This window comes from Streptococcus mitis (genome assembly GCF_001579045.1).
Lineage (GTDB): Bacteria > Bacillota > Bacilli > Lactobacillales > Streptococcaceae > Streptococcus > Streptococcus mitis_D.
Genome location: NZ_KQ970265.1, coordinates 55,175 through 80,530, shown reverse-complemented (window position 1 = coordinate 80,530; position 25,356 = coordinate 55,175). Strand labels below are relative to the sequence as shown.

Genomic DNA, 25,356 nt, shown 5'->3' with positions numbered 1-25,356 from the left:
GAGACTAAGATGAAAAAAATTAGCTTATTACTAGCCAGTCTATGTGCCTTGTTTTTAGTGGCTTGTTCCAATCAAAAACAGGCAGATGGCAAACTAAATATCGTGACAACCTTTTACCCTGTCTATGAATTTACCAAGCAAGTTGCGGGAGATACTGCTAATGTAGAACTCCTCATCGGTGCTGGTACAGAACCCCATGAATACGAACCATCTGCCAAGGCAGTTGCCAAAATCCAAGATGCAGATACCTTCGTTTATGAAAATGAAAACATGGAAACTTGGGTTCCTAAATTGCTAGATACCTTGGATAAGAAAAAGGTGAAAACCATCAAGGCGACAGGCGATATGTTGCTCTTGCCAGGTGGTGAGGAAGAAGAGGGAGACCATGACCATGGAGAAGAAGGTCATCACCATGAGTTTGACCCCCATGTTTGGTTATCACCAGTTCGTGCCATTAAACTTGTAGAGCACATCCGCGATAGCTTGTCAGCAGATTATCCTGATAAAAAAGAGACCTTTGAAAAGAACGCAGCTGCCTATATCGAAAAATTGCAAGCCTTGGATAAGGCTTATGCAGAAGGCTTGTCTCAAGCTAAACAAAAGAGCTTTGTGACTCAGCACGCAGCCTTTAACTACCTTGCTTTGGACTATGGACTCAAACAAGTCGCAATCTCAGGCCTCTCTCCAGATGCAGAACCATCAGCTGCACGTTTGGCAGAATTGACAGAGTACGTCAAGAAAATAAAATTGCCTATATCTACTTTGAAGAAAATGCCTCACAAGCTCTTGCTAATACACTTTCAAAAGAAGCAGGTGTCAAAACAGATGTCCTCAATCCTTTGGAAAGTCTGACAGAAGAGGACACCAAAGCTGGAGAAAATTACATCTCTATCATGGAGAAAAACCTCAAGGCTCTAAAACAAACAACAGACCAAGAAGGTCCAGCTATCGAACCTGAAAAGGCAGAGGATACCAAGACAGTTCAAAATGGTTACTTTGAAGATGCAGACGTCAAGGACCGCACCTTGAGTGACTATGCAGGTAACTGGCAATCAGTTTATCCTTTCCTTGAAGATGGCACGTTTGATCAAGTCTTTGACTACAAGGCTAAGTTGACTGGTAAGATGACTCAGGCTGAATACAAGGCTTACTATACAAAAGGCTATCAGACAGATGTCACTAAGATCAACATTACTGATAATACTATGGAATTTGTTCAAGGTGGACAAAGTAAGAAATTCACCTACAAGTATGTTGGTAAGAAAATCTTAACTTACAAGAAAGGCAATCGTGGCGTGCGCTTCCTCTTTGAAGCCACAGATGCTGACGCTGGACAATTCAAATATGTTCAGTTTAGTGACCATAATATCGCCCCGGTTAAGGCAGAACATTTCCATATCTTCTTTGGAGGCACAAGCCAAGAAGCCCTCTTTGAAGAAATGGATAACTGGCCAACCTACTACCCAGATAACCTATCTGGTCAAGAAATTGCCCAAGAAATGTTGGCGCATTGATGAGAAACCGACTAGATCATAAGAGCTAGTCGGTTTTTTGATACTAGATGGCTAACTTCATTATAGATCTTTCAGAACTAAGGGAATCTGAAAAAATAAATAAAACTCTTGAAATATCTGGGCTTATATGCTAGAATATAGTTAATTGATAAGGTTCATTAGAACACCAAAGCCCCTAACTATGGCCGTAGTTAAGGGCTTTTTTGACGTATCTTAGCGATTTAACGGGTGTTTATAGGCTAGTCACTCGGTCTACTTCTTACTATCTAGCCATTTGCAAACGAAATACAAGATAATTCCAGCTATAACATCCGCTATAATAGTAAGAGCGAGCTCTATGATAAGGCTCATTAGTTTCACCTCCTCTCACGAACCCATAGGAACGTAATCGGTAACCGATGACAAAAATAGTATATCACACTACATTCAGATCATCAAGATCACTTAATGCTTGAACTATTGGAGTGCGGTTCACTGTAATGATGTTTTTTGTTACTCTCTTAAAGGATTACCCATTACTTGTTTCGTTTCTTTGTCCACGGCTTTAAAAGCTCATATAGTACGTTGATAAGCAACGAAGCTAGAAATACTGTAAGTAAAGTTTCTGGCATATGTAACACTTCCTTTATTAAATTGAGGGGCGAAGACAGAGGGTTTTCGCAAGCCCTCGTATATTATAATTTCAAAATCTGTTCTATTTGTTTTGTTTGCTGATGGAAAAGGATCTCATAAATAATAGTCAAAATTCACTCCTTTTAAAAAGATTTGTTAAATAATTCACAAATAATTGAAAACGAATACAAAAAGTAATATAATGATGTTAAGTAAATAGCGCGAAGGCGCAGGAGGAAAATTATATGGCTACATTTTATGTTCCGGCAGTCAACCTTATTGGTAAAGGTGTTGTAAATGAAGTGGGTCCTTATATCAAGGAACTTGGCTATAAAAAGGCACTTTTGGTGACAGATAAGTACATCGAAGGCAGTGACATTTTGCCTAAGGTTTTAAAACCGCTAGATACAGAAGGAATCGAATATGTCATCTTTAGCGATGTAGAGCCAAACCCTACTTGTAAGAATGTCACAGATGGGGCAGCTACTTTGGAAGAACATGGATGTGATTTTATCATCAGTCTTGGTGGTGGTTCTCCACAGGATGCAGCTAGTTGTATTTCTATCATAGCTACAAATGGTGGGAAACCACAGGATTATGAAGGGCTTCATAAGTCTGCTAAAAAAGGCTTGCCAGTTGTGGCTATCAATACAACGGCAGGAACTTCTGCAGAAATTACTATTAACTATGTGATTACCGACGAAGAACGCAAGGTTAAGATGGTAATGGTTGACAAGAATAGCCTTGCTCTTATCTCTGTTAATGACCCTGAATTGATGATTTCAAAACCTCAAGCTTTGACTGCAGCGACAGGTATGGATGCTCTGACTCACGCTGTTGAGGCTTTGGTAACACCTGGTGCTTATGATGTGACCAAGAAACTCTCTATCGGAGCAATTGAGCTTATTAAGGAATACCTTCCTCGTGCTGTAGCAAACGGACACGATATTGAAGCGCGTGAAGGTATGGTTAATGCCATCTTCCTTGGTGGTATGAGCTTTAATAATGCTGGTCTGGGCTATGTTCATTCAATGGCTCACCAACTCGGTGCTGTATATAACTTGCCTCATGGTGTTTGCTGTGCTATGTTGCTACCAGTTATAGAACGTGAAAATGCTAAACGTGTACCAGAAGCTTTTCGCAATGTTGCTAAAGCCTTGGGACTTCATGTAGAAGGTAAATCAGATGAAGAGTGTGCCGATTATGCAATTACTGAGATTGAGGAGCTTTCTGAAACAGTAGGTATTCCTAAGAAATTGACTGAACTTGGTATTGAAGAAAAAGATTTCGACTTTGAATACCTTTCTAAGAACGCCTTGATTGATGCCTGCGCACCAGGAAATCCATTCATGCCAACCTTAGAAGAAACGATTGCCTTTTATAAAGAGTTATTTTAGCAAGAGATTAGACGACAATAGGACAATTCACCTCTAATTATTGACATTTCAGGAAAAATCGCAGTAAAAACTGCACAACCTTCTTTAAATGTGCTATAATACAGGAAAAAATAATGATGGAGGTCGTCGCGATGATAACAACATTTTTGATGATTTTTGTGGTGGTTTGTGTGCTCCTATTGCTGATAGTCACACTGAGTACGGTTTATGTGGTTCGTCAGCAGTCGGTGGCAATTATTGAACGCTTTGGGAAATACCAAAAGGTTGCCAATAGCGGTATTCATATTCGCTTGCCTTTTGGGATTGACTCGATTGCAGCGCGGATTCAGTTGCGCTTGTTGCAAAGTGATATTGTGGTTGAGACTAAGACCAAGGACAATGTGTTCGTTATGATGAATGTAGCGACCCAGTACCGTGTCAATGAGCAGAGCGTGACAGATGCCTACTATAAACTCATGCGTCCAGAATCTCAGATTAAATCTTATATTGAAGACGCTCTTCGCTCTTCTGTTCCCAAATTAACCTTGGATGAATTATTTGAGAAAAAAGATGAGATTGCCCTTGAAGTTCAACATCAAGTAGCAGAAGAAATGACTACTTACGGCTATATTATCGTGAAAACCTTGATTACCAAGGTCGAACCTGATGCAGAAGTTAAGCAATCCATGAATGAAATCAATGCGGCGCAACGTAAGCGGGTCGCAGCGCAAGAATTGGCAGAAGCAGATAAGATTAAAATTGTCACTGCAGCTGAAGCCGAAGCAGAAAAAGACCGCCTTCATGGTGTGGGGATTGCCCAACAACGTAAGGCGATTGTGGATGGATTGGCAGAGTCTATCACAGAACTCAAGGAAGCCAATGTTGGCATGACAGAAGAGCAAATCATGTCCATCCTTTTGACTAACCAGTACTTGGATACCTTGAATACCTTTGCCTCTAAAGGAAATCAAACCATCTTTTTACCAAATACGCCAAATGGTGTGGATGATATTCGTACACAAATCTTGTCAGCCCTTCGCGCTGAGAAGAAATAATAGACTAAAGAGCTTGGCAACAGGCTCTTTTTTGGTAATGGTAAGAGATGAGTCTTGGCTTGAAAAAATTATTCACAAAAGTTATTAACAGGCTGTGGATAAGTGTGGATAACTTTGAGTGGCTTGCTATTACCTGTGGTTGACTGAATCTCTGTAATAGTTTAAATATTTATTATTTATAAAGAGGGAAATCAAAAACACTTTAAGTTAGTTATTAACAATCTGTGTAAAACATGTGGATAGCAAAGAGAATAGATATTAAAACCATCCTATTACGTTACGCTCACTGCTAGAATAGCTTTCCTAAATTGGAGGAAGTAGGATGTTTCGCGTGAAACAGAGGGATTATCTAGTTTCAAATACCACAGTTAGACAAACTTATGTTAAAATGACTGAGAGGGAATGTCTCTTAGGCGCAACCCTATCGATTAGCTATTGGAGGTATTATGGTACACTTAAAATTAGTAAAACAAGAAATAGAAGTTGAAAAGCCAGCATCTGTAGAAGCTTAGGTCATTTCCGTCAAATTTAAAAAAGATTGCTGCCGACATATACAGATTCCAAAAACAAAAACGTTAGCGGAACTAGCAGATGTGATTTTATGGAGTTTCGATTTTGCAAGTGATCATGCTCATGCATTTTTCATGGATAATGTTGCGTGGAGTCATGCAGATTCTTACTTTCTTAGCTTTGTCAGTGCCGATGTTGAAGAACGTTACACAGAAAATGTCTATCTGGATATCCCAAGTGTCAAACAAAAATTTAAGTTTATTTTCGACTTCGGTGATGAATGGCGTTTCGAATGTCAAGTGCTGAGAGAAATCGAGATAGAGGACGAAGAAGCTTATCTCGTACGTTCGATTGGAACGCCACCAGAACAATATCCAGATTATGATGGTTTTGACTGTGAAGAATGGGTAGTTGAGAAACAAAAAATAATCCACTAGTGCTAAACAGAAATCAAAAAGTAAACTACAGGACTAACCACAGATAGATTAACATTCTTTTTGAGGCTTTAGATAATATTGACAAAATCGGAAATAAATCTATGAAAAGGTTACCTACCTAGATTGCTTTTTGATTTTAGAAGAGTATAGATTGATTTCGTGTATTCATTCCTAATTCCTAAAAACTGAAGCACTGTTTTCCTCAGGCTTATCTGGGGAAGACAGTGATTTTTTGAAACGAAAACATAGATATCCGTGTTCCCTTATTTCCCTTATTTTAACCATTCAGGAAATTTCGAGAACCTTCTACAATTTTCAGTCAAATAAATTGCATTCGTTTTCTCAAGTAGGTATACTAGTATAGTTAGATGAAAAATTCTGAAAATTTAAGAATAGAAAAGAGAACAAATCTTATGGCAAAAGATATTCGTGTCTTACTTTACTACCTTTACACTCCAATTGAAAATGCAGAGCAATTTGCTGCAGACCACTTGGCTTTCTGTAAATCAATCGGCCTTAAAGGCCGTATCCTAGTCGCTGACGAGGGGATTAACGGAACAGTTTCAGGTGACTACGAAACAACTCAAAAATACATGGACTACGTTCACAGCCTTCCAGGAATGGAAGACCTTTGGTTCAAGATTGACGAAGAAAATGAACAAGCCTTCAAGAAGATGTTCGTTCGCTACAAGAAAGAGATTGTCCACCTTGGTTTGGAAGACAACGACTTTGACAACGACATCAACCCACTTGAAACAACAGGTGCTTACTTGTCTCCAAAAGAGTTCAAAGAAGCCCTTCTTGACGAAGATACAGTTGTCCTTGACACACGTAATGATTATGAGTATGACCTAGGACATTTCCGTGGGGCTATCCGCCCAGACATCCGCAACTTCCGTGAGTTGCCACAGTGGGTTCGTGACAACAAGGAAAAATTCATGGACAAGCGTGTCGTGGTTTACTGTACAGGTGGCGTTCGCTGTGAGAAATTCTCAGGCTGGATGGTCCGTGAAGGCTACAAAGATGTTGGCCAATTGCACGGAGGAATCGCAACTTACGGTAAAGACCCAGAAGTTCAAGGTGAGCTTTGGGATGGGAAAATGTATGTCTTTGACGAGCGTATCGCCGTTGATGTCAACCATGTCAACCCAACTATCGTAGGGAAAGACTGGTTTGATGGAACACCATGTGAACGTTATGTCAACTGTGGAAATCCATTCTGTAACCGTCGTATCTTGACATCAGAAGAAAATGAAGACAAGTACCTTCGTGGATGCTCACACGAGTGCCGTGTTCACCCACGTAACCGCTATGTTTCAGAACATGAATTGACACAAGCTGAAGTTGTCGAGCGTCTAGCCGCTATCGGTGAAAGCTTGGATCAAGCAGCTACTGTATAAGATCAAACAGTCCTCAGGGGCTGTTTTTCTATGCTTTGTACTCAAAAATCTAATACTCAATGAAAATCAAAGAGCAAACTAGAAAGTTAGCCGCAGGCTGTACTTGAGTACGGCAAGGCGAAGCTGACGCAGTTTGAATTTGATTTTCGAAGAGTATAAAGTTTGTTTCTGTATCTTTCAGAAAAATAGGGTTTACTATATGTAAACGATTTCAAAGGAGTCCAGTTATGACGAAAACATTTTTTATTCCAAATAAACAGAGCATTTTAGGAGAACAAGAGATTTTGACTGCCAAGTCGATCTTGGCCTTGCTAGACGGTTTGGAGTCGCATAGTTATGATGCAGTCTATCTCCGTCAGCCTCTTAACCGTCTCGAATATATCGAGTGTGCGATAGTGGGGCAATCACAATTTCTCTTTAAGGTTAGCTATGCTGATGGTCAAAAGGCTTACCGTGTCAAGCTTCCTGACCTACTCACGAAGACAGACTGGCAGATTATCAAGTCATTTTTAGATGCTCTGCTTGCTTATACAGGAACTGAGATTGAAGGACTAGATGGTTTTGATCTTGAAGCTTATTTCCAAGCAAGTATTCAAGCCCATCTGACAGATAATGCAGCCCGTTTTACGATTTGCCAAGGAATTTTTAATCCAGTTTTCTTTAGTCACGAGGACTTGAAAAGCTTTTTAGTGGAAGATGGCTTGGCTCAGTTTGAAGCGCGTGTGCGTGCGGTTCAAGAGACAGACGCCTACTTTGCAAGAGTTTCCTTCTATCAGGATGGAGAAGACCAAGTGCATGGCGTTTACCATCTGGCTCAAGGAGTCAAGACAGTTTTACCGAGAGAACCATTTGTTCCTGCAGCCTATATTGAGCAATTGGTGGATAAGGAAGTCAAGTGGGAGATTGACTTGGTTCAAATCACAGGAGATGGCTCTAAACCAGAAAACTATGAAGCCATTGCCCGCTTGGACTATGCAAAATTCCTAGAGTCACTACCATCAGCATCTTACCACCAACTAGATGCCAATCAATTAGAAGTGCAACCCATCTTAGACAAAGATTTTAAAACATTAGCACAAGAAAAGTAAAGCAGAAGCAGGTCAATCGACTTGCTTTTTGGCATAGAAAAATCCTGCCGTGAAAGACAGGATTGAAGTTTAAAGAAAGGCCAAGATACGAAGGTAATCCCCAATCAGTGCGACTTCAGCTACAAAGAAGAGGAGGATAATGACTCCGTTCACAAGGACAGACAAGAATAATTGATAGAAGGAGTCGGTTTCACTTGCTTGACTTGGTCTTGTAATGATATGGAGACTGGCAAGCAGAATGATTCCAATGCTAATCACACACAAGAGGGCCGTAAATCGCAGGCTGTCAAAGAAGGCAAAGAAACTAGCAATAGCAGTGAGGAAGATTGGAATTGCCAAGAGTTGACTATATTGTTGGAGAACCTTTTCTAGCGTCCAGTCCTTTTCTTGGTAGATAAATCGTCTCACGACGAAACTACCCAAGAGGAATGAAAAGAAGAAGAGTGTGGTTGCTACTAGGATAGAGATAACCGAAAAGAGATTCAATGAAGCAAATTGTTCAGGGAAGTGATTATGCATAGTTGCTATATGTCCATAGTAAGCATGTTTGATGTGGTAGATACTAAAGAAAAAGGAAGATGCAGAAAACAGAATGAGCAAGAGAAAGGCTGTGTAGCTGTGTGTGCTACTTGTTTCAAGCTTGCTTGTAGGAGATTTGAGAGCCTCCACTAGCCAAGACCAAAAATCAAGCACTTGCTCTTTCCATTTATCCGTAGATTTTGGAGCTTGGTCGGGAATATAAGGACTTTCTAAGGATTTACTGAGAAGAAGTGGCTCTTTCGTGGTTGTGTTTTGCTGCGGAAGTGCTTCTTGACTCTCTTCAGTTATAGTGACTTTTTCTGTTTCCCCAGAAAGATCTTGCTCTTCTTCAGTAGAATCTAATGCTTTCTTTTCTTCTATTTCTGTTCTCGCTTCACTGTCTTCAGGCGTTTCAATTGTCTCTTCTTGCTGGTTTTCAAGTTCGACTTTAGCTTGAGAGACTTCCTCCTCTACTTGAGTATTTTTTTCAATTGGTGTATCGAGATCGACTATCGTTTCTTCAGCCTTGTCTCTAACATCTTTGTGTTGTTCATCAGGCTTGTTCTTGCTTGTTGTTTTTACAAAATCATTACTTTCAAACCATTCTTGTTTCATGGTAGAACCTCCTTTTTAGTTAGATATGCGTTATTGTGGTCGATATAAATAGGTTTGTTAAGGTCTGTTGGCTGTAGTCTCAAGACTAATATAATCATCAGCCTTAGCTATGAGTTGACCTTTTACATCGGTCTTTTCAGTTTTGTAAGGGTTGCTTAATTCGTTGGGTTTCTGTTGACTCTTATCTCTTAATAATTGATAAATAAAACCATGGTGACTCGAGAGGTCTAAGTTAATTTCTTGGCTTTCTTTTTGAGTTAGCATGATACTGAGCGCATTTTTAGAAGATAGTTCTACTTTACCATATACTTTAATATTTTCAGCGTGGAAGTGCTTCTCTGTTGACTCTAGCTGACTATCTGTAAGGTCTGTATCAAAGATATTAACGATATTAGGGGTTGTGAGTTTACTGTTTTTGATACGACTTCCTTCAATTCGGAGGATATAGCTGTTTGTATTGAGGGTCGCATTTTCAAGGCTAGCCTTAGTGATACTAGTTTGACCGCGATTGGCTGACACGTTGATTCCTTTTAGACTTCTTCCTTTTGGCAATTGGAGAATAACTTCATCAAAACGACTAGAGTAGCTACTTGCGATATGAAGAATCCCGCCAATTCCAGAAGAGAGAAATGGAGTTTCAGACAGTTTCTTATCAGTGAGGCTCAGCGTTTTATCGTTCTGATTGGTGATAAGATCATGGTTAGCAGAAATAGATGGATGATAAGAAATGTGGATTTGATCATCGAAAGAGTCTGTGATGGTCAGCGCGTGTTGGTGGAGCGTGATCTCTAGGTTTTCGACTTCCTTGCCAAAGGTCAACTCTTCCATCCGACTATCATAGACAGGCTCCTTGGACATAGCAAGCAAACTCTTAATCCCGTCAGATTGGATGCCTACAAAGAGCAGGATAAAGCCGATAATGGTAGTCACCACACCAAAAATGAGAAATCCTTTTGTCAATTTACGCATGCTGATCACCTCTCTTTCCTTTTTTGAGAACAAATTGCACCAGGCGAACAATGAGTAGACCGAAGAAGCGGGCTACATAGGAAATACCTAGTAAGACTAGTGAAGAAGCACCGATAGCCAGTAAACCAGAACCAAAAATCAAGATAAAGGCTGATTTAGCTTGAGCTAGGACAGTGAAACTTTCAACTAAAAATAGGAATCCGCCGATGATACCAAGTATGGAAACCGCAAAGAAAGCCAAGATGACGCTCGAAGCGGCCACAAGGATTGCGAAAAGAGCCAAGAGAATGGCGATTCCTAAAGGAATACCGATGGGTGCTGCAAGTAGGGCTAACAAGGCGATATGCAAAATTTGTCGGTTATTCTTTTGAGCAGGTGCTTCATTGATTTTTTTATCGAGAAGATTTGAGAGAACTTCGTGGGCCGCTTCTTTGGGAGTTCCCAAACTAGCGATGAGTTCTTCTTCTCCCTCGACTCCAGCATCGTCAAAGAGTTCCCTGAAATAGTCCATGGCTTCAATTTGGTCAGCCTGAGGCAGTTTTTTGAGATAGAGTTCTAGCTGAGTCAGGTATTCAGTTCTTGTCATGGCGGATACTCCCTTCTATGATGCCATTGATGGTGTCTGTATAAAGTGCCCATTCATCTTTTAGGGTTACGAGCTGCTCTATACCACCGTTTGTCAAGGAGTAGTATTTGCGCATGCGACCTTGGAACTCTCTAGAATAGGTTGTCAGAAAGCTATTGCCTTCCAATTTTTTGAGAATGGGATAGAGTGTGGATTCTTTGATATTAGCGATCAGCTTAATGGTCTGGCTAATCTCATAACCATAAGAATCATCCTGCTCCAGTACGGCCAAGATGAGAAATTCAATCAAGGCAGAGGATGTTGGAAAGTACATGAGAAACCTCCTTTTCTAATGTATAAGATTTTTATATATAATTTTTCTACACATACATTGTACATCTAAAAGAAAGCCCTGTCAAGAGAAATGTGTAAAATTTTTATATATAAAAAACGCAGGCTTTGTACTGACCCCAAAAAGTTAGATTTTTTCTGCCTAACTTTTGGGGTGCAGTTCATTCAAGGATTGATACTATGCGTTTTTCTGATTTTATACTCTTCGAAAATCAAACTCAAACTACGTCAGCTTAGCCTTATCGTATAGATGTTACTGACTTCGTCAGTTCTATCTGCAACCTCAAAACGGTGTTTTGAGCTGACTTCGTCAGTTCTATCCACAACCTCAAAACACTGTTTTGAGCAACCTGTGGCTAGCTTCCTAGTTTGCTCTTTGATTTTCATTGAGTATTAAAGACTTTTTGCCCAGCCTCTTCTCCTCTTGCTTTTAATTGTCCGAATCAATATTCTTATTTCAAAAAAGGTAGTGAAAAAGGTAGTGATTCGGTTAATTTTGATTGCAATGTACTGAAATTAACAAAAGAAAAAAACGCTTGAATGCGTTTTTCTTCTGTATTGATTCGTATTGAATGCTTACTTAACTTCTGTAAACACAACGTGTTTGCGAAGTTTTGGTGAGTATTTCTTCAATTGAAGACGGTCTGGAGTGTTACGTTTGTTTTTAGAAGTAAGGTACAAGCGTTCACCAGATTCTTTGTGTTCAAGTGTAATATTTACGCGCATGGTATCTCCCTTCTATTATTCAGCTGATGCAGCTTTAGCGATTTTACGTCCTTTGTAGTATCCTTTAAGTGATACACGGTGAGAACGTGAGTAATCTCCAGTAGTTTCGTCAAAGTTTACAGATGGAGCTGTTACTTTGTAGTGTGTACGACGTTTGTTTTTCTTCGCTTTTGAAGTGCGACGTGCAGGTACTGCCATTTTGATTTCTCCTTTAGGTATTTATATTCGATTCAATCTACTGATTTTCATCAACCATACTAGGATAACACATTTTTTTTGTAAAGTAAAGTTACTTGACAAAAAAAGATGAAAAAATTCTCCTGTAAGACCTAGCAGACAGGAGAAGGTGTTAAATATCAATCTCAAATGGTTCGTCAATGGTTTCTGATACGTATTTTCCGTCTTTCTTCCGTTGTTTGACACATTCTGTGAGGAGATATTCGATTTGCCCATTGACTGAACGAAAGTCATCTTCTGCCCATGATGCGAGTGCAGCGTATAACTTTGTTGAGAGTCGAAGGGGGATCTGCTTTTTTTTAGCTTCAGCCATCTTTAGTAAAGACTTCCTGTGTTGACAATTGGTTGTGCATCATGATTGCCACAAAGTACGACAAGGAGATTTGAAACCATAGCAGCCTTACGTTCTTCGTCAAGCTCTACCAATTCCCCTTCATTGAGCCGTTCTAGTGCCATTTCAACCATTCCTACAGCACCATCTACAATCATCTTACGTGCATCAATAATGGCAGATGCTTGTTGGCGTTGAAGCATGACAGCAGCAATTTCTGGAGCGTAAGCTAGGTAAGTAATACGTGCTTCAAGGATTTCTAAGCCAGCATCCTCAACACGACTTTGGATTTCTTCACGAATACGGTTAGCCACAATTTCGCTAGAGCCACGGAGGCTACCTTCATCTGCTTGGCCGTCACCCGTAGTATCCACGTTAGGAGACACATCGTAAGGATAGATGCGGACAATATTTCGGAGGGCGCTATCACATTGCAAAGAGAGGTATTCCTTGTAGTTATCAACGTTGAAAACTGCCTTAGCAGTATCGACTACACGCCAAGTAACAGCAATTCCGATTTCTACAGGATTTCCTAAGCAATCATTGATTTTTTGACGGGAATTACTTAAGGTCATAACCTTGAGTGAAATGTGTTTCTTGCTAATTTCAAGATTTACATCATTGTCATTTGATGATTTAGCTCCTAAAAAAGGAGATTTTGTGCTAACATCACCACTTTGTCCAAGTCGAGTGTGGTTTGCAGGGTTGACCGCTACGCTGAAGGGATTGACAAAGTAAAAACCAGGTTCTTTGATGGTACCTGTATAGTTACCAAAGAGTGTCAGAACCAGAGCTTCTTGAGGTTTGACAACTTTTAAACCAGCATGAGTTAGCACTGCAATTACGATTAGTAAAGGTCCGATAATAATTCCAAAAATGTTTTCCGAACCAGCACCCATTATCAATATAAAGATACCAAGTACGATTGTCAACTCAATGAGAATCAATGCGAATACACCATTTGGTTTTGAATTGATGAGTTTTTCAGTCATAAGAATGATCTCCTATTATTTGATATCTAAATGATATCACTTTGTTTTTAAAAGTCAATAGAAAGTTGAAAAATAATCACTAAAAAGTTTCAGCCCAATAATTACTTGTAGGAGGTGAGATTATATTGTGCTGAAATACTCTTTTATTCTTATAACTTTTACACTATAATTGTAGTTAGAAAGGAAGAGAAATGTTTGATTATAGAGCACTAGTTATTTTGATGACTTTGATGGATCATTGTGAGCTATCATTATATGAATTATCTGTTAAGGTGAGCTTGCCTATAAAGGAAGTCAAAGAAGGAATAGATTATTTAGTGCCTTATCTAGCTAATAAAGGGATAGTGCTGGATAAAAAACAAGGTCGCTATAGTTTATCAAATCGTACGAAGCAGTCTTTGACAGATATTATTAAGTCGGATGAATTGGTTTTACCAAAGTCGACTCGCTTAGCATTAATCTATCTTTACACTTTTTGCCGATTAGATTTTATATCGAATAATCATTACCAAGACTTTTTGAAAGTAAGTAAGAATACAACCTTATCTGATATTCAATCATTAAGAAAGATTATGTTAGATAATGATTTGGAGCTAGGGTACAGTAGAGCAAAAGGTTATACTTTACACGGTTCAGAGTGGAATAAGCACCGTTTAGCTTTTCAAATGGTTAGTGAGTTGCTGGAATCCTCCATAGGGATTTGGGGGTTGGATTATGTTTTATCCAGTTGGGGGTATTCATTAACTTATGATTTGATTGATCAGGTGGTTAAAGATTATTATGAAAAGCTACAGATAGTACCTATTGTTAATCAATTAAAAGTTTGCCTTTTCGGTTTAGTATTCATTATATGTAGGTATCAAAGGGATGTTGAAAGAGTATGTCTTTCAGAGACATTAGTATCTCCTATTATTCAAGATATAACGACTATTTTATTGGATACAGTGGTTGATTTGGGAATTATAGATACGGTGTTTTCTGAGGATGATTATCGCTATATCACAGTTTTATTATCAAGTTGCTTTGAAGGTGAAGTAGATGTTGCTCCGGTTTACTTTAATCAATTAACAGAGGCTATTATAAGTAGAATGGAAGATATTTCTTTGTTACATTTTAAACAAAGGGAAGTATTGAGAGAAAATCTTCGCCGCCACCTTATACCGGCTTACTATAGATTAAAGTTCGGCTTACCTAGTTCAAATGAATATGTGTTGCATGTTAAAGAACATTATCCTGATTTATTTGAACTAGTAAAAGATTCTTTGACTCCCTTGATGGACGCTATTGACAAGCCCATACCTGATAGTGAAACAGCATATTTTGTTATCCATTTTGGAGGATATTTAAAGAAAGCAGATACTTTGCCTCAAAAATGTTATAAGGCAGCAATTATTTGTCCTAATGGAATTAGTTCTTCATTGATGATAAAAGAGAATCTATTAGCATTATTCCCTCAAATTGAGTTTATAGGAACCTCAAAGATTGATGATTTATATGCGAAAACTAGTAGTGACTATGATATGGTTTTTTCTACTATAAAGGTGGATACAGAGAAGCCAAATTATCTAGTTTCTGTTATGATGACGGAAGAACAAACAACACAGTTAGTTGAATTGGTATCAAAAGATTTCCCAGATACAGGTTATCGAGATATTGAACTTAATCAGATAATTAGCATAGTAAGACGATATAGTGTAATCACACAAGAATTAGAGTTAAAATTAGCATTAAAGAGGTATCTCTATCAAGATATGAACAGAAAGGAAGTGTTACCATTGTTAGAAGAATTAATTACAAAAGAAACTTATCAGGTTAGTTCGGAAAAATTAGGATGGAAGGAGGCAATTCGTTTAGCAGCTAAACCACTTTTGAATCAAGATAAGATAACTGAGAACTACCCTGAGGCAATGATTCAAAAAGTAGAAGAGTTTGGGCCTTTTATTAATTTAGGGAAGGGAGTAGCAATTCCTCACGCTCGGCCAGATGAAGGTGTGAATGAAATAGGAATGTCAATGTTAGTTTTGGAAGAACCGATTTATTTATTGGATAATCCAGAACAAGAGGTAAGATTGTTGATTTGTATTGCAGCCATTGATAATGAAAGTCATTTAAAGGCTTTGTCACATTTAACAACAATTTTAAGAGATAAAAGTCATGTTCAAACTTTAATATCATCAAAAAACTATGATGACATTGAAATGATAATTAAACAGGAGGATTAGATAATGTTAAAAATTGGTACAGCTTGTGGTTCAGGATTAGGTTCAAGTTTTATGGTACAGATGAATATTGAATCTGTATTGAGTGATTTGAATGTTTCAGATGTAGAAGTTGAACACTATGATTTAGGTGGAGCAGATCCAAATGCAGCTGATATTTGGATTGTTGGTCGTGATCTAGCTGATTCAGCTAGTCATCTTGGAGATGTTCGTATCTTAAATAGTATTATTGATATGGATGAACTACGAGAATTAATTACTAAACTTTGTGAAGAAAAAGGACTTATATAGGAGGCTAGCGTCATGATGAAGTTCATATTGGATATTGTTAGTACACCAGCTATTTTAGTAGCTTTAATTGCAATCTTAGGATTAGTTCTTCAGAAGAAGAAATTACCTGATATTATTAAAGGTGGAATTAAGACCTTTGTTGGTTTCTTAGTTGTATCTGGTGGTGCAGGAATTGTACAAAATTCTTTGAATCCATTTGGTACCATGTTTGAACATGCTTTTCATTTATCTGGAGTTGTACCGAATAATGAAGCAATTGTAGCTGTAGCTTTAACCACATATGGCTCAGCTACTGCAATGATTATGTTTGCAGGTATGGTATTCAATATCTTAATTGCTCGTTTTACTCGATTCAAATATATCTTTTTAACAGGGCACCACACTCTATATATGGCGTGTATGATTGCGGTCATTTTATCAGTTGCTGGCTTTACAAGTTTGCCTCTTATCTTACTAGGAGGATTAGCACTTGGTATTATTATGAGTGTTTCCCCGGCATTTGTGCAAAAATATATGGTTCAATTAACTGGAAATGACAAGGTGGCTTTAGGTCATTTCAGTTCTTTGGGATATTGGTTAAGTGGTTTCACTGGTAGCCTTATCGGTGACAAATCAAAATCAACAGAGGACATTAAATTCCCAAAGAGTTTAGCTTTTTTACGTGATAGTACTGTTAGTATTACTTTATCTATGGCAGTTATTTACATTATTGTAGCTATCTTTGCAGGGTCAGAATATATAGAAAAAGAAATCAGTAATGGTACAAGTGGTCTAGTTTATGCTTTACAATTAGCAGGTCAATTTGCAGCAGGTGTATTTGTTATTTTAGCAGGTGTTCGCCTTATTTTGGGTGAAATTGTTCCAGCCTTTAAAGGTATTTCAGAGCGTCTTGTACCTAATTCAAAACCTGCTTTGGATTGTCCGATTGTTTATACTTATGCACCTAATGCAGTCCTAATTGGATTTATCTCTAGTTTTGTTGGTGGTTTAGTAAGTATGGCAATTATGATTGCTTCAGGAACGGTTGTCATCTTACCAGGCGTTGTGCCTCATTTCTTCTGTGGAGCGACTGCAGGTGTCATTGGGAATGCATCTGGTGGTGTTCGTGGAGCCACTATTGGAGCATTTTTACAAGGTATTTTAATTAGTTTTCTTCCAGTCTTTTTAATGCCAGTTTTGGGAGGACTTGGTTTCCAAGGGTCAACTTTCTCAGATGCAGATTTTGGTCTATCAGGAATTATTTTAGGAATGTTGAATCAATTTGGCTCACAAGCAGGCATTGTTATTGGTCTTGTTCTTATTCTAGCAGTTATGTTTGGAGTATCCTTTATTAAAAAGCCATCTGCAAAGGAGGAATAAGGGATGATTTTAAGTGAAAATAGAGAAGATGAGTTAAGAAAATTTGCAACAAAAATCCGATTAAATACTCTTAGAACATTGAATCATCTTGGATTCGGCCATTATGGAGGGAGTCTGTCTATAGTAGAAGTTTTAGCAGTGCTTTATGGTGAAATAATGCCGATGACTCCAGAAATATTTGCGTCACTAGATAGAGATTATTTTGTTTTATCCAAGGGACATGCTGGACCAGCTTTGTACAGCACACTCTATTTGAATGGTTTCTTTGACAAAGAATTCTTACATTCTTTAAATACAAATGGAACCAAATTACCGTCTCATCCTGATAGAAATCTAACGCCGGGTATAGATATGACAACTGGCTCTTTAGGACAGGGAATTAGTGTTGCAACCGGGCTTGCATATGGTCAGAGAATAAGAAAAAGTCCCTTTTATACCTATGCTATTGTTGGAGATGGTGAGTTAAATGAGGGACAATGTTGGGAGGCTATACAGTTTGCTTCTCATCAACAGTTATCTAATTTAATTGTATTTGTAGACGATAACAAAAAACAATTAGATGGTTTTACAAAGGATATTTGTAATCCAGGTGATTTTGTAGAAAAATTCTCAGCATTTGGGTTTGAATCCATTAGGGTCAATGGTTCAGATATTAGAGAAATTTATGAAGGGATTATCCAATTAAAACAGTCAAATAATTCATCCCCTAAGTGTATTGTATTAGACACTATTAAAGGTCAAGGAGTTCGAGAGCTGGAAGAAATGAAATCCAATCATCATCTTCGCCCTACTGTAGAGGAGAGACAAATGTTAACTTCAGTTGTAGAAAGATTAAGTCAGGAATTGGAGGAAACAGAATGATGAGAAGTACGAAAGAATTACGACATGTGTATAGAGATTTCCTTCTAGAAGCTAACCAAAGTTATTCTGATATAGTAGTTTTAGAAGCAGATTTGTCAAGTTCGATGGCTACTAATAATCTTGAAAAGGACTTTGGAGACCGTTATGTGAATGTTGGGATCATGGAAGCAGAAATGGTCGGGCTTGCAGCAGGTTTATCTATTCAGGGGTTTAGACCTTATCTTCATACATTTGGCCCTTTTGCTTCACGAAGAGTATTTGATCAATTATTTATTTCTCTTGGGTACGCACAATTGGATGCCACTGTGATTGGCTCAGATGCAGGAGTAACGGCAGAGATGAATGGTGGAACACATATGCCATTTGAAGAAATTGGATTGTTACGTTTAATTCCTAAATCAATCATTTTTGAAGCAACTGATGATATCCAATTTCGTGAAATCTTGAACCAGACATTAGAATTAAAAGGACTAAAATATATTCGAACAATTAGAAAAGCTCCAGAGGCTGTATATCAAGGTGGAGAAGATTTTTCTAAAGGCTACATTGAGTTAAGACACGGTGAAGATGTTGTAATAGTTGCTTCTGGCATAATGGTTGCTCCAAGTATTCGAGTTGCGGATGAACTGTCTAAATTAGGTTATTCAGTAGGTGTGATAGATTTATTTAGAATCAAACCGATACCAGAACAGATAAAAACAATGTTAAGTGGAAAAACTATATTTACTGTAGAAAACCACAATCAGATAGGTGGAATTGGCAGTGCTTTATGTGAATTATTCTCTGATGATGGAATAACAAAAATTCATCGGATAGGTGTTCAAGAAAAATTCGGTCAAGTAGGGAAAATGGATTACCTTCTTAATGAGTATGGTTTGAGTGAATCGAATATAAAAGAGAAGGTTCTAGAGTTTTATAATGCAAGATAGATGTTAAATACACTTATCTGAAAGAATTTCTGTAAAAATTACATTACGTTATTTAAAGAAAGCGGATTAAAAAGCATATTCTGGTCATCAGAAAGTGTACTAATCCGCTTTGTTGTTTTTAATTTTAAATATTTCACGTGTGTATAGAATTTTCTGAAAATTCAAGAATTTTATTCTGTTCATTGCCTTTAAAATGTGCTATAATAGTAAAAACTGAAATGGGAGGGAACAAATGACTGAATTAGATAAACGTCACCGCAGTAGCATTTATGACAGCATGGTAAAATCGCCAAACCGTGCCATGCTTCGTGCGACCGGTATGACAGATAAGGACTTTGAAACACCGATTGTTGGGGTTATTTCGACTTGGGCGGAAAATACACCATGTAACATCCACTTGCATGATTTTGGGAAATTAGCCAAAGAAGGTATCAAATCGGCAGGTGCTTGGCCTGTGCAGTTTGGGACTATTACTGTAGCGGACGGGATTGCCATGGGAACGCCTGGTATGCGTTTTTCTTTGACATCTCGTGATATCATTGCGGACTCAATCGAGGCGGCTATGGGTGGTCACAACGTGGATGCCTTCGTCGCTATCGGTGGCTGTGACAAGAACATGCCTGGATCTATGATTGCTATTGCTAATATGGATATTCCAGCTATTTTCGCCTATGGTGGAACTATTGCACCGGGAAATCTTGATGGCAAAGATATTGACTTGGTTTCTGTTTTTGAGGGTATCGGAAAATGGAACCACGGTGATATGACGGCTGAGGACGTTAAACGTCTTGAATGTAATGCTTGCCCTGGACCTGGTGGCTGTGGTGGTATGTATACTGCTAATACCATGGCGACAGCTATCGAAGTTCTAGGTATGAGTTTGCCAGGTTCTTCATCTCACCCAGCTGAATCAGCTGACAAGAAAGAAGACATCGAAGCAGCAGGACGTGCTGTAGTTAAAATGCTGGAGCTTGGTCTCAAACCATCAGATATCTTGACTCGTGAAGCCTTTGAAGATGCCATCACTGTAACCATGGCTCTCGGTGGTTCTACAAATGCCACTCTTCACTTGCTTGCCATTGCCCACGCGGCTAATGTTGATTTGTCACTTGAGGACTTCAATACGATTCAAGAACGTGTGCCTCACTTGGCCGACTTGAAACCATCTGGTCAGTATGTCTTCCAAGACCTTTACGAAGTCGGTGGTGTGCCTGCGGTTATGAGATATCTCTTGGCAAATGGTTTCCTTCATGGAGACCGTATTACATGTACTGGTAAGACTGTCGCTGAGAACTTAGCTGACTTTGCAGACCTTACACCAGGTCAAAAAGTTATCATGCCACTTGAAAATCCAAAACGTGCAGATGGTCCGCTTATCATCTTGAACGGAAACCTTGCCCCTGATGGTGCGGTTGCCAAGGTATCAGGTGTTAAGGTCCGTCGTCACGTTGGTCCAGCTAAGGTCTTTGACTCAGAAGAAGATGCGATTCAGGCCGTTCTGACAGATGAAATCGTTGATGGCGATGTAGTTGTTGTTCGTTTCGTTGGACCTAAAGGTGGTCCTGGTATGCCTGAGATGCTGTCACTTTCATCAATGATCGTTGGTAAAGGTCAAGGAGACAAGGTTGCCCTCTTGACAGACGGACGTTTCTCTGGCGGTACTTATGGTCTGGTTGTTGGACATATCGCTCCTGAAGCTCAGGATGGTGGACCAATTGCCTATCTCCGTACAGGCGATATCGTTACGGTTGACCAAGATACTAAAGAAATTTCTATGGCCGTATCCCAAGAAGAACTTGAAAAACGTAAGGCAGAAACAACCTTACCACCACTTTACAGTCGTGGTGTCCTCGGTAAATATGCCCATATCGTATCATCTGCTTCACGCGGAGCCGTGACAGACTTCTGGAATATGGACAAGTCAGGTAAAAAATAAACTCAAAAAGCAAGCCAACTTGGGCTTGCTTTTTTTCATCTTCAAAAGTAATTTACCTGCTTAACGAGGTGGCAGTCCAAGGGCAATACGGCCGTAGCGACTGATTCGTGTGATCTTCCAGGCAGGCGACCAGGTAACTTCAACCTTGACATCTTCGATACCATCAATTTGTTTCAGACCTGCAACGATTTCGATAGGCAGGCTTTCGGCACAATCGCAGGCAGTGTCGGTGAAGGTCATGACAATCTTGCAGAGACCTGTTTCGTCCAGATTGATTTCATAGATCAGCCCTAGATTGTAAACATCCAATTCCACATCTGTATCAAAAACCTTCTCTAGTTTTTCGATAATTTGGTCTTGCAAGGCCAAAGCACGGTCATTGATTTTGATATCCTCTCTCATTACAGTCCCTCCACGTGATAAATATCCTCTATTTTCTCATAATTCTGACAATTTGGCAAGTTTTTGATGAATTTTCTGAAAAATATGATAAAATGAAGAAAATACTGAATCAAGGGGAAGCCTATGGAGCAGATTGGAAAAGTCTTTAGACAATTACGAGAGTCAAGAAATATCTCGCTGAGACAAGCAACTGGAGGACAATTTTCGCCGTCTATGTTATCTCGCTTTGAAACAGGTCAGAGTGAGCTTTCGGTGGAAAAGTTTCTATTTGCCCTAGAAAACATATCTGCCAGTGTGGAGGAAATCCTCTTTCTGGCGAGAGGTTTTCAGTATGATACAGATTCTGAGTTGAGAAAAGAAATCATAGATGTCTTGGATCCAAAGAATATAGCACCTCTTGAGGACTTGTATCGCAGGGAGTATCAAAAGCATGCCCATTCTCAAAACAAACAGAAACATATTCTAAATGCCATTCTTATAAAGTCTTATATGAAGAGCATGGACGAAAGGGTAGAGTTAACGGCAGAGGAGGGGAAAGTCCTTCATGACTATCTGTTTTCTACCGAGATCTGGGGAATCTATGAACTCAATTTATTTTCAGTCAGTTCACCATTTCTATCTGTTTCTCTTTTCACTAGGTATGTTAGAGAGATGGTACGAAAATCTGATTTTCTAATGGAAATGTCTGGTAATCGAAACCTTTTTCACACTATACTATTGAATGGTTTTTTAGCCAGCATTGAGTGTGAAGAATTTACCAATGCCTCTTATTTTAAACGTGTTATCGAAGAGCATTTCTACAAGGAAAATGAGACCTATTTCCGGATTGTTTATCTGTGGGCGGAAGGTCTCCTTGATAGCAAGCAAGGTAGAGTCAAGGAAGGACAGAAAAAGATGGAGGATGCTGTCCGTATTTTTGAGATGCTTGGCTGCAACAAATCTGCTGAATACTACAGAAAAACCTCCGATTGTTGAATATCTGCAAACTAAGAAAATCATTTGAAATTTTAAGCGATAGAACTGTTGGGCTCTCTCGTATCACTGGAGAAATTCTATCGTTTCTTTTTGCTCATTTTATTTGTTGCATATATTCAAAAGTTTTTCCTCTAAAATTTCTAAGTGCTATACTATAGTCATACTTCACATAAAACTTCTACTCTTCGAAAATCAAATTCAAACCACGTCAGCTTCACCTTGCCGTACTCAAGTACAGCCTTCGGCTAGCTTCCTAGTTTGCTCTTTGATTTTCATTGAGTATTCGAACAAGAAGGGAGATTATCTATGAAACTATTGTTTAGAAATCAAGCTTATCGAATCTTAACTTTGTCACGATTCTTCAATGCTTTTGGTGCTTCGATTTTCAATCTGGTCTTTATCGTCTATGCATCGACCCTGCCACAAGCATCTTTTGCGGTTGCTATGGCGAATATTGTCATGATTCTTCCGACTTTCTTTACAGTTTTTGTAGGGATTCGAGCAGATTACACGAGGGATAAGGTCAAATGGATGGTCTATAGTGGTTTGTTTCAGGCGATTTTATTTTTTCTAGCAGCTTTAGTTGTCCAGCAAGCTAGTTTCTTTGCCTTTTCGACCCTTTGCCTCATCAATGTCATTAGTGATGTAGCCAGTGATTTTGCTGGTGGCTTGCGAATGCCTCTTGTTAAAGAAAAGGTAGCAGAGTCAGATCTGATGGAAGCTTACTCTTTTTCTCAGTTCATCACCTATATTTCAGCTATTGGTGGTCAAGCTTTCGGAGTTTGGCTCTTAGGGCTATCGGTCAATAATTTTTCTCTCGTTGCGGGAATCAATGCCTGTTTCTTCCTAGTATCAGCCGTCATCCTCTTTTTGGGAAAAAGCAAATTGAGCCTGTCAATGTCATCTGCTGATGGTGAAATTCTAAAAAATGAGAAGCTTCCGATCAAAGAGCAGTTCCTAACGATTTATCGAAATTTACGTCTCGTTTTTCTTAAAGGTGGACAGAAAAACTTTGGCTTCATGCTCTTTGCTGTCTTGCTTATCAATGCCTTGGGAGGCGCTTTAGGAAGCATCTATAACATCTTCTTTTTGAGCCATTCTCTTTTGGACTTTTCTTACACAGAGGCATTATTTATCAGTCAATTCTGTGCTTTGTTAGCAATCATCATCAGTAGCCTTACGGGCAATGATTATTTTGGGAAGCAGTCCTTGCCTAGATTGATGATGTGGGTGACCGTAGGACTCAGTCTAGTTGGTCTAGCTAATTTATTCAATCAAGTCGTACTTGGTTTACTATTTCTCTGTTCAACTCTGTATGTGTCTGGTAAAGTTCAACCAAAGATTAGTGCCTTACTCCTGAAAAATCTAGCTCCAGAGGTTCTAGCTCGTACCAGTAATTTTTTAGGTTTATTGTTTACCTTATCCATACCTGTGGGAACAGCTTGTTTTTCACTTATAGCTGTATGGAATATACAGTTGACTTGGATGCTATTTGTTGGTCTCTCCTTGCTGGCTATTCTTTTGACAGTTCTTAATCTTAAAAATGATATCTAATACTCTTCGAAAATCTCTTCAAACCACGTCAGTGTCGTCTTACCGTAGATATGGTTACTGACTTCGTCAGTTCTATCCACAACCTCAAAACATTGTTTTGAGCAACCTGCGGCTAACTTCCTAGTTTGCTTTTTGATTTTCATTGAGTATAAATCCTAATTTTTTTCTTACTGTTTTAATCCCTTTATTTATGGTAAAATAAGACTATTAAGTTTAAAGAGGACACCCTATGAAATTACAAAAACCAAAAGGAACGCAGGATATCTTGCCTGCTGAGTCTGCCAAGTGGCAGTATGTTGAGGGCTTTGCCCGTGAGATTTTCAAGCGCTATAACTATGCGGAAGTGCGTACGCCTATTTTCGAGCATTACGAGGTTATCAGTCGCTCTGTCGGAGATACGACCGATATCGTGACCAAGGAAATGTACGACTTCTATGACAAGGGTGACCGTCATATCACCCTCCGTCCAGAAGGAACTGCGCCAGTTGTCCGTTCTTATGTGGAAAATAAACTCTTTGCCCCAGAAGTGCAAAAGCCAAGTAAGTTCTACTACATGGGCCCTATGTTCCGCTACGAGCGTCCACAGGCAGGACGTTTGCGCCAGTTCCACCAGATTGGTGTTGAGTGTTTTGGCTCTAGCAATCCAGCTACCGATGTGGAAACGATTGCAATGGCAGCCCATTTCTTGAAAGAAATCGGCATCCAAGGTGTCAAATTACATCTTAACACTCTTGGAAATCCTGAGAGCCGTGCGGCCTACCGTCAAGCCTTGATTGACTATTTGACACCACTCAAGGAGAGTTTATCTAAGGATAGCCAACGTCGTTTGGAGGAAAATCCTCTCCGTGTCTTGGACTCTAAGGAAAAAGAAGACAAGGTAGCAGTGGAAAATGCGCCTTCTATCTTGGACTTCCTTGATGAAGAAAGCCAAGCTCATTTTGATGCTGTCCGTCAGATGTTGGAAAATCTTGGAGTAGACTACATCATCGATACCAATATGGTGCGTGGTCTGGACTACTACAACCACACGATTTTCGAGTTTATCACTGAGATTGAGGGCAATGACTTGACCGTCTGTGCGGGTGGTCGTTACGATGGTTTGGTTGCCTACTTTGGTGGTCCTGAAACTGCTGGCTTTGGTTTTGGACTTGGTGTAGAGCGCCTGCTTCTCATTCTTGAAAAGCAAGGTGTGGCCCTCCCTATCGAAAACACCCTAGATGTCTATATCGCAGTCTTGGGTCAAGGAGCAAATGCCAAGGCCTTGGAATTGGTACAGGCTCTTCGCCAACAAGGATTCAAAGCAGAGCGTGATTACCTCAACCGTAAGCTCAAAGCTCAGTTCAAGTCAGCCGATGTCTTTGCGGCTAAGACCCTCATCACTCTAGGTGAGAGCGAAGTCGAAAGCGGACAAGTGACGGTCAAGAACAACCAAACCCGAGAAGAAGTGCAAGTGTCACTTGAGACAATCAGCCAAAACTTCTCAGAAATCTTTGAAAAATTAGGCTTTTAATAGTAGAAAAACTGGTCAGGATC

25 protein-coding genes and 1 pseudogene are annotated in these 25,356 nt (G+C 39.2%); 15 read left to right on the top strand and 11 right to left on the bottom strand.

Annotated elements, in window-relative coordinates; all coding sequences use genetic code 11:
* The first annotated feature begins 9 nt into the window (after positions 1 to 9).
* The 6 genes and pseudogenes from adcA (at position 10) to SMIDD28_RS09735 (ending at position 7,992) form a co-directional block, all read left to right on the top strand.
* Positions 10 to 1,514: pseudogene (gene adcA / locus SMIDD28_RS09760) on the top strand (zinc ABC transporter substrate-binding lipoprotein AdcA).
* 857 nt (positions 1,515 to 2,371) lie between these two features.
* A complete protein-coding gene (locus SMIDD28_RS09755) occupies positions 2,372 to 3,523 on the top strand; it encodes an iron-containing alcohol dehydrogenase (RefSeq protein ID WP_061425793.1) in 1,152 nt (383 codons plus the stop codon).
* A gap of 149 nt (positions 3,524 to 3,672) precedes the next feature.
* Positions 3,673 to 4,557, top strand: coding sequence for an SPFH domain-containing protein (locus SMIDD28_RS09750; RefSeq protein ID WP_004237018.1), 885 nt, complete (start codon positions 3,673 to 3,675; stop codon positions 4,555 to 4,557).
* A gap of 515 nt (positions 4,558 to 5,072) precedes the next feature.
* Positions 5,073 to 5,504, top strand: coding sequence for an IS1096 element passenger TnpR family protein (locus SMIDD28_RS09745; RefSeq protein ID WP_081103292.1), 432 nt, complete (start codon positions 5,073 to 5,075; stop codon positions 5,502 to 5,504).
* Positions 5,505 to 5,917: 413 nt separating this feature from the next.
* Positions 5,918 to 6,904, top strand: a complete 987-nt coding sequence (locus SMIDD28_RS09740) for an oxygen-dependent tRNA uridine(34) hydroxylase TrhO (protein ID WP_001030011.1) — start codon at positions 5,918 to 5,920, stop codon at positions 6,902 to 6,904.
* 227 nt (positions 6,905 to 7,131) lie between these two features.
* Positions 7,132 to 7,992 carry a DUF4299 family protein gene (locus tag SMIDD28_RS09735; protein WP_061425792.1) on the top strand — a complete coding sequence of 287 codons (861 nt, stop codon included), beginning with the start codon at positions 7,132 to 7,134 and terminating at the stop codon, positions 7,990 to 7,992.
* A gap of 69 nt (positions 7,993 to 8,061) precedes the next feature.
* Here SMIDD28_RS09735 and SMIDD28_RS09730 read toward each other — a convergent pair whose 3' ends face one another.
* The 9 genes from SMIDD28_RS09730 to SMIDD28_RS09695 all read right to left on the bottom strand — a co-directional run bounded on the left by SMIDD28_RS09730 (position 8,062) and on the right by SMIDD28_RS09695 (position 13,297).
* Entirely contained in the window at positions 8,062 to 9,126 is a 1,065-nt protein-coding gene (locus SMIDD28_RS09730) for a DUF6574 domain-containing protein (protein ID WP_061425791.1), read from the bottom strand.
* A gap of 57 nt (positions 9,127 to 9,183) precedes the next feature.
* On the bottom strand, positions 9,184 to 10,095 hold the full coding sequence (locus SMIDD28_RS09725) for a DUF4097 family beta strand repeat-containing protein (protein WP_061425790.1): 912 nt from the start codon (positions 10,093 to 10,095) through the stop codon (positions 9,184 to 9,186).
* A complete protein-coding gene (locus SMIDD28_RS09720) occupies positions 10,088 to 10,681 on the bottom strand; it encodes a DUF1700 domain-containing protein (RefSeq protein WP_061425789.1) in 594 nt (197 codons plus the stop codon). The genes SMIDD28_RS09725 and SMIDD28_RS09720 overlap by 8 nt, the downstream gene beginning before the upstream one ends.
* Positions 10,668 to 10,994: a PadR family transcriptional regulator gene (locus SMIDD28_RS09715; RefSeq protein WP_000273858.1), complete on the bottom strand. Its 327-nt coding sequence runs from the start codon at positions 10,992 to 10,994 to the stop codon at positions 10,668 to 10,670. The genes SMIDD28_RS09720 and SMIDD28_RS09715 overlap by 14 nt, the downstream gene beginning before the upstream one ends.
* Positions 10,995 to 11,239: 245 nt before the next feature.
* Positions 11,240 to 11,398, bottom strand: coding sequence for a hypothetical protein (locus tag SMIDD28_RS12345; protein WP_231075184.1), 159 nt, complete (start codon positions 11,396 to 11,398; stop codon positions 11,240 to 11,242).
* 189 nt (positions 11,399 to 11,587) lie between these two features.
* A complete protein-coding gene (gene rpmG / locus SMIDD28_RS09710; protein WP_001265622.1) occupies positions 11,588 to 11,737 on the bottom strand; it encodes a 50S ribosomal protein L33 in 150 nt (49 codons plus the stop codon).
* A 15-nt stretch (positions 11,738 to 11,752) separates the two neighbouring features.
* Positions 11,753 to 11,935: a 50S ribosomal protein L32 gene (gene rpmF, locus SMIDD28_RS09705; protein ID WP_000290417.1), complete on the bottom strand. Its 183-nt coding sequence runs from the start codon at positions 11,933 to 11,935 to the stop codon at positions 11,753 to 11,755.
* 151 nt (positions 11,936 to 12,086) lie between these two features.
* Entirely contained in the window at positions 12,087 to 12,287 is a 201-nt protein-coding gene (locus SMIDD28_RS09700; RefSeq protein ID WP_000796544.1) for a type II toxin-antitoxin system antitoxin, read from the bottom strand.
* 2 nt (positions 12,288 to 12,289) lie between these two features.
* Positions 12,290 to 13,297, bottom strand: a complete 1,008-nt coding sequence (locus SMIDD28_RS09695) for an SPFH domain-containing protein (RefSeq protein WP_061425788.1) — start codon at positions 13,295 to 13,297, stop codon at positions 12,290 to 12,292.
* Between the two features lie 191 nt (positions 13,298 to 13,488).
* Here SMIDD28_RS09695 and SMIDD28_RS09690 point away from each other — a divergent pair, with 191 nt between their 5' ends.
* The 6 genes from SMIDD28_RS09690 (at position 13,489) to ilvD (ending at position 20,892) form a co-directional block, all read left to right on the top strand.
* A complete protein-coding gene (locus SMIDD28_RS09690; RefSeq protein ID WP_061425787.1) occupies positions 13,489 to 15,519 on the top strand; it encodes a BglG family transcription antiterminator in 2,031 nt (676 codons plus the stop codon).
* Positions 15,520 to 15,522: 3 nt separating this feature from the next.
* A complete protein-coding gene (locus tag SMIDD28_RS09685) occupies positions 15,523 to 15,807 on the top strand; it encodes a PTS sugar transporter subunit IIB (protein ID WP_000912476.1) in 285 nt (94 codons plus the stop codon).
* Positions 15,808 to 15,819: 12 nt separating this feature from the next.
* The gene (locus tag SMIDD28_RS09680) at positions 15,820 to 17,166 is read left to right on the top strand and encodes a PTS ascorbate transporter subunit IIC (RefSeq protein WP_024056492.1); all 1,347 of its coding nucleotides are present in this window, start codon (positions 15,820 to 15,822) and stop codon (positions 17,164 to 17,166) included.
* 3 nt (positions 17,167 to 17,169) lie between these two features.
* Positions 17,170 to 18,027, top strand: a complete 858-nt coding sequence (locus SMIDD28_RS09675; protein ID WP_061425786.1) for a transketolase — start codon at positions 17,170 to 17,172, stop codon at positions 18,025 to 18,027.
* A complete protein-coding gene (locus SMIDD28_RS09670) occupies positions 18,024 to 18,956 on the top strand; it encodes a transketolase family protein (RefSeq protein WP_061425785.1) in 933 nt (310 codons plus the stop codon). Before SMIDD28_RS09675 ends, SMIDD28_RS09670 begins: the two co-directional genes overlap by 4 nt.
* A gap of 232 nt (positions 18,957 to 19,188) precedes the next feature.
* Entirely contained in the window at positions 19,189 to 20,892 is a 1,704-nt protein-coding gene (ilvD, locus tag SMIDD28_RS09665) for a dihydroxy-acid dehydratase (RefSeq protein WP_061425784.1), read from the top strand.
* A gap of 60 nt (positions 20,893 to 20,952) precedes the next feature.
* On the opposite strand, the gene SMIDD28_RS09660 is transcribed toward ilvD, so the two are convergent.
* The gene (locus tag SMIDD28_RS09660) at positions 20,953 to 21,294 is read right to left on the bottom strand and encodes a metal-sulfur cluster assembly factor (protein WP_061425783.1); all 342 of its coding nucleotides are present in this window, start codon (positions 21,292 to 21,294) and stop codon (positions 20,953 to 20,955) included.
* A 123-nt stretch (positions 21,295 to 21,417) separates the two neighbouring features.
* Here SMIDD28_RS09660 and rgg point away from each other — a divergent pair, with 123 nt between their 5' ends.
* Both rgg and SMIDD28_RS09650 read left to right on the top strand, forming a co-directional pair.
* Positions 21,418 to 22,269, top strand: coding sequence for a quorum-sensing system transcriptional regulator Rgg (gene rgg, locus SMIDD28_RS09655; protein ID WP_061425782.1), 852 nt, complete (start codon positions 21,418 to 21,420; stop codon positions 22,267 to 22,269).
* Between the two features lie 306 nt (positions 22,270 to 22,575).
* A complete protein-coding gene (locus tag SMIDD28_RS09650; protein ID WP_061425781.1) occupies positions 22,576 to 23,823 on the top strand; it encodes an MFS transporter in 1,248 nt (415 codons plus the stop codon).
* On the opposite strand, the gene SMIDD28_RS12340 is transcribed toward SMIDD28_RS09650, so the two are convergent.
* Entirely contained in the window at positions 23,820 to 23,966 is a 147-nt protein-coding gene (locus SMIDD28_RS12340) for a hypothetical protein (RefSeq protein ID WP_061425780.1), read from the bottom strand. The genes SMIDD28_RS09650 and SMIDD28_RS12340 overlap by 4 nt on opposite strands.
* 86 nt (positions 23,967 to 24,052) lie before the next feature.
* On the opposite strand from SMIDD28_RS12340, the gene hisS reads away from it, so the two are divergent.
* Entirely contained in the window at positions 24,053 to 25,333 is a 1,281-nt protein-coding gene (gene hisS, locus SMIDD28_RS09640; RefSeq protein WP_061425779.1) for a histidine--tRNA ligase, read from the top strand.
* Positions 25,334 to 25,356: the final 23 nt, after the last annotated feature.

Coding starts and splice junctions, on each gene's coding strand:
- rpmF (WP_000290417.1), bottom strand. CDS start 11,935: ATGGCAGTACCTGCACGTCGCACTTCAAAAGCGAAGAAAAACAAACGT.
- SMIDD28_RS09715 (WP_000273858.1), bottom strand. CDS start 10,994: ATGTACTTTCCAACATCCTCTGCCTTGATTGAATTTCTCATCTTGGCC.
- SMIDD28_RS09725 (WP_061425790.1), bottom strand. CDS start 10,095: ATGCGTAAATTGACAAAAGGATTTCTCATTTTTGGTGTGGTGACTACC.
- SMIDD28_RS09675 (WP_061425786.1), top strand. CDS start 17,170: ATGATTTTAAGTGAAAATAGAGAAGATGAGTTAAGAAAATTTGCAACA.
- SMIDD28_RS09735 (WP_061425792.1), top strand. CDS start 7,132: ATGACGAAAACATTTTTTATTCCAAATAAACAGAGCATTTTAGGAGAA.
- SMIDD28_RS09740 (WP_001030011.1), top strand. CDS start 5,918: ATGGCAAAAGATATTCGTGTCTTACTTTACTACCTTTACACTCCAATT.
- hisS (WP_061425779.1), top strand. CDS start 24,053: ATGAAATTACAAAAACCAAAAGGAACGCAGGATATCTTGCCTGCTGAG.
- SMIDD28_RS09695 (WP_061425788.1), bottom strand. CDS start 13,297: ATGACTGAAAAACTCATCAATTCAAAACCAAATGGTGTATTCGCATTG.
- SMIDD28_RS09690 (WP_061425787.1), top strand. CDS start 13,489: ATGTTTGATTATAGAGCACTAGTTATTTTGATGACTTTGATGGATCAT.
- SMIDD28_RS09700 (WP_000796544.1), bottom strand. CDS start 12,287: ATGGCTGAAGCTAAAAAAAAGCAGATCCCCCTTCGACTCTCAACAAAG.
- SMIDD28_RS09685 (WP_000912476.1), top strand. CDS start 15,523: ATGTTAAAAATTGGTACAGCTTGTGGTTCAGGATTAGGTTCAAGTTTT.
- rgg (WP_061425782.1), top strand. CDS start 21,418: ATGGAGCAGATTGGAAAAGTCTTTAGACAATTACGAGAGTCAAGAAAT.
- SMIDD28_RS09755 (WP_061425793.1), top strand. CDS start 2,372: ATGGCTACATTTTATGTTCCGGCAGTCAACCTTATTGGTAAAGGTGTT.
- SMIDD28_RS09650 (WP_061425781.1), top strand. CDS start 22,576: ATGAAACTATTGTTTAGAAATCAAGCTTATCGAATCTTAACTTTGTCA.
- SMIDD28_RS12340 (WP_061425780.1), bottom strand. CDS start 23,966: ATGAAAATCAAAAAGCAAACTAGGAAGTTAGCCGCAGGTTGCTCAAAA.
- SMIDD28_RS09680 (WP_024056492.1), top strand. CDS start 15,820: ATGATGAAGTTCATATTGGATATTGTTAGTACACCAGCTATTTTAGTA.
- SMIDD28_RS09660 (WP_061425783.1), bottom strand. CDS start 21,294: ATGAGAGAGGATATCAAAATCAATGACCGTGCTTTGGCCTTGCAAGAC.
- ilvD (WP_061425784.1), top strand. CDS start 19,189: ATGACTGAATTAGATAAACGTCACCGCAGTAGCATTTATGACAGCATG.
- SMIDD28_RS09670 (WP_061425785.1), top strand. CDS start 18,024: ATGATGAGAAGTACGAAAGAATTACGACATGTGTATAGAGATTTCCTT.
- SMIDD28_RS12345 (WP_231075184.1), bottom strand. CDS start 11,398: ATGAAAATCAAAGAGCAAACTAGGAAGCTAGCCACAGGTTGCTCAAAA.
- SMIDD28_RS09750 (WP_004237018.1), top strand. CDS start 3,673: ATGATTTTTGTGGTGGTTTGTGTGCTCCTATTGCTGATAGTCACACTG.
- SMIDD28_RS09720 (WP_061425789.1), bottom strand. CDS start 10,681: ATGACAAGAACTGAATACCTGACTCAGCTAGAACTCTATCTCAAAAAA.
- rpmG (WP_001265622.1), bottom strand. CDS start 11,737: ATGCGCGTAAATATTACACTTGAACACAAAGAATCTGGTGAACGCTTG.
- SMIDD28_RS09730 (WP_061425791.1), bottom strand. CDS start 9,126: ATGAAACAAGAATGGTTTGAAAGTAATGATTTTGTAAAAACAACAAGC.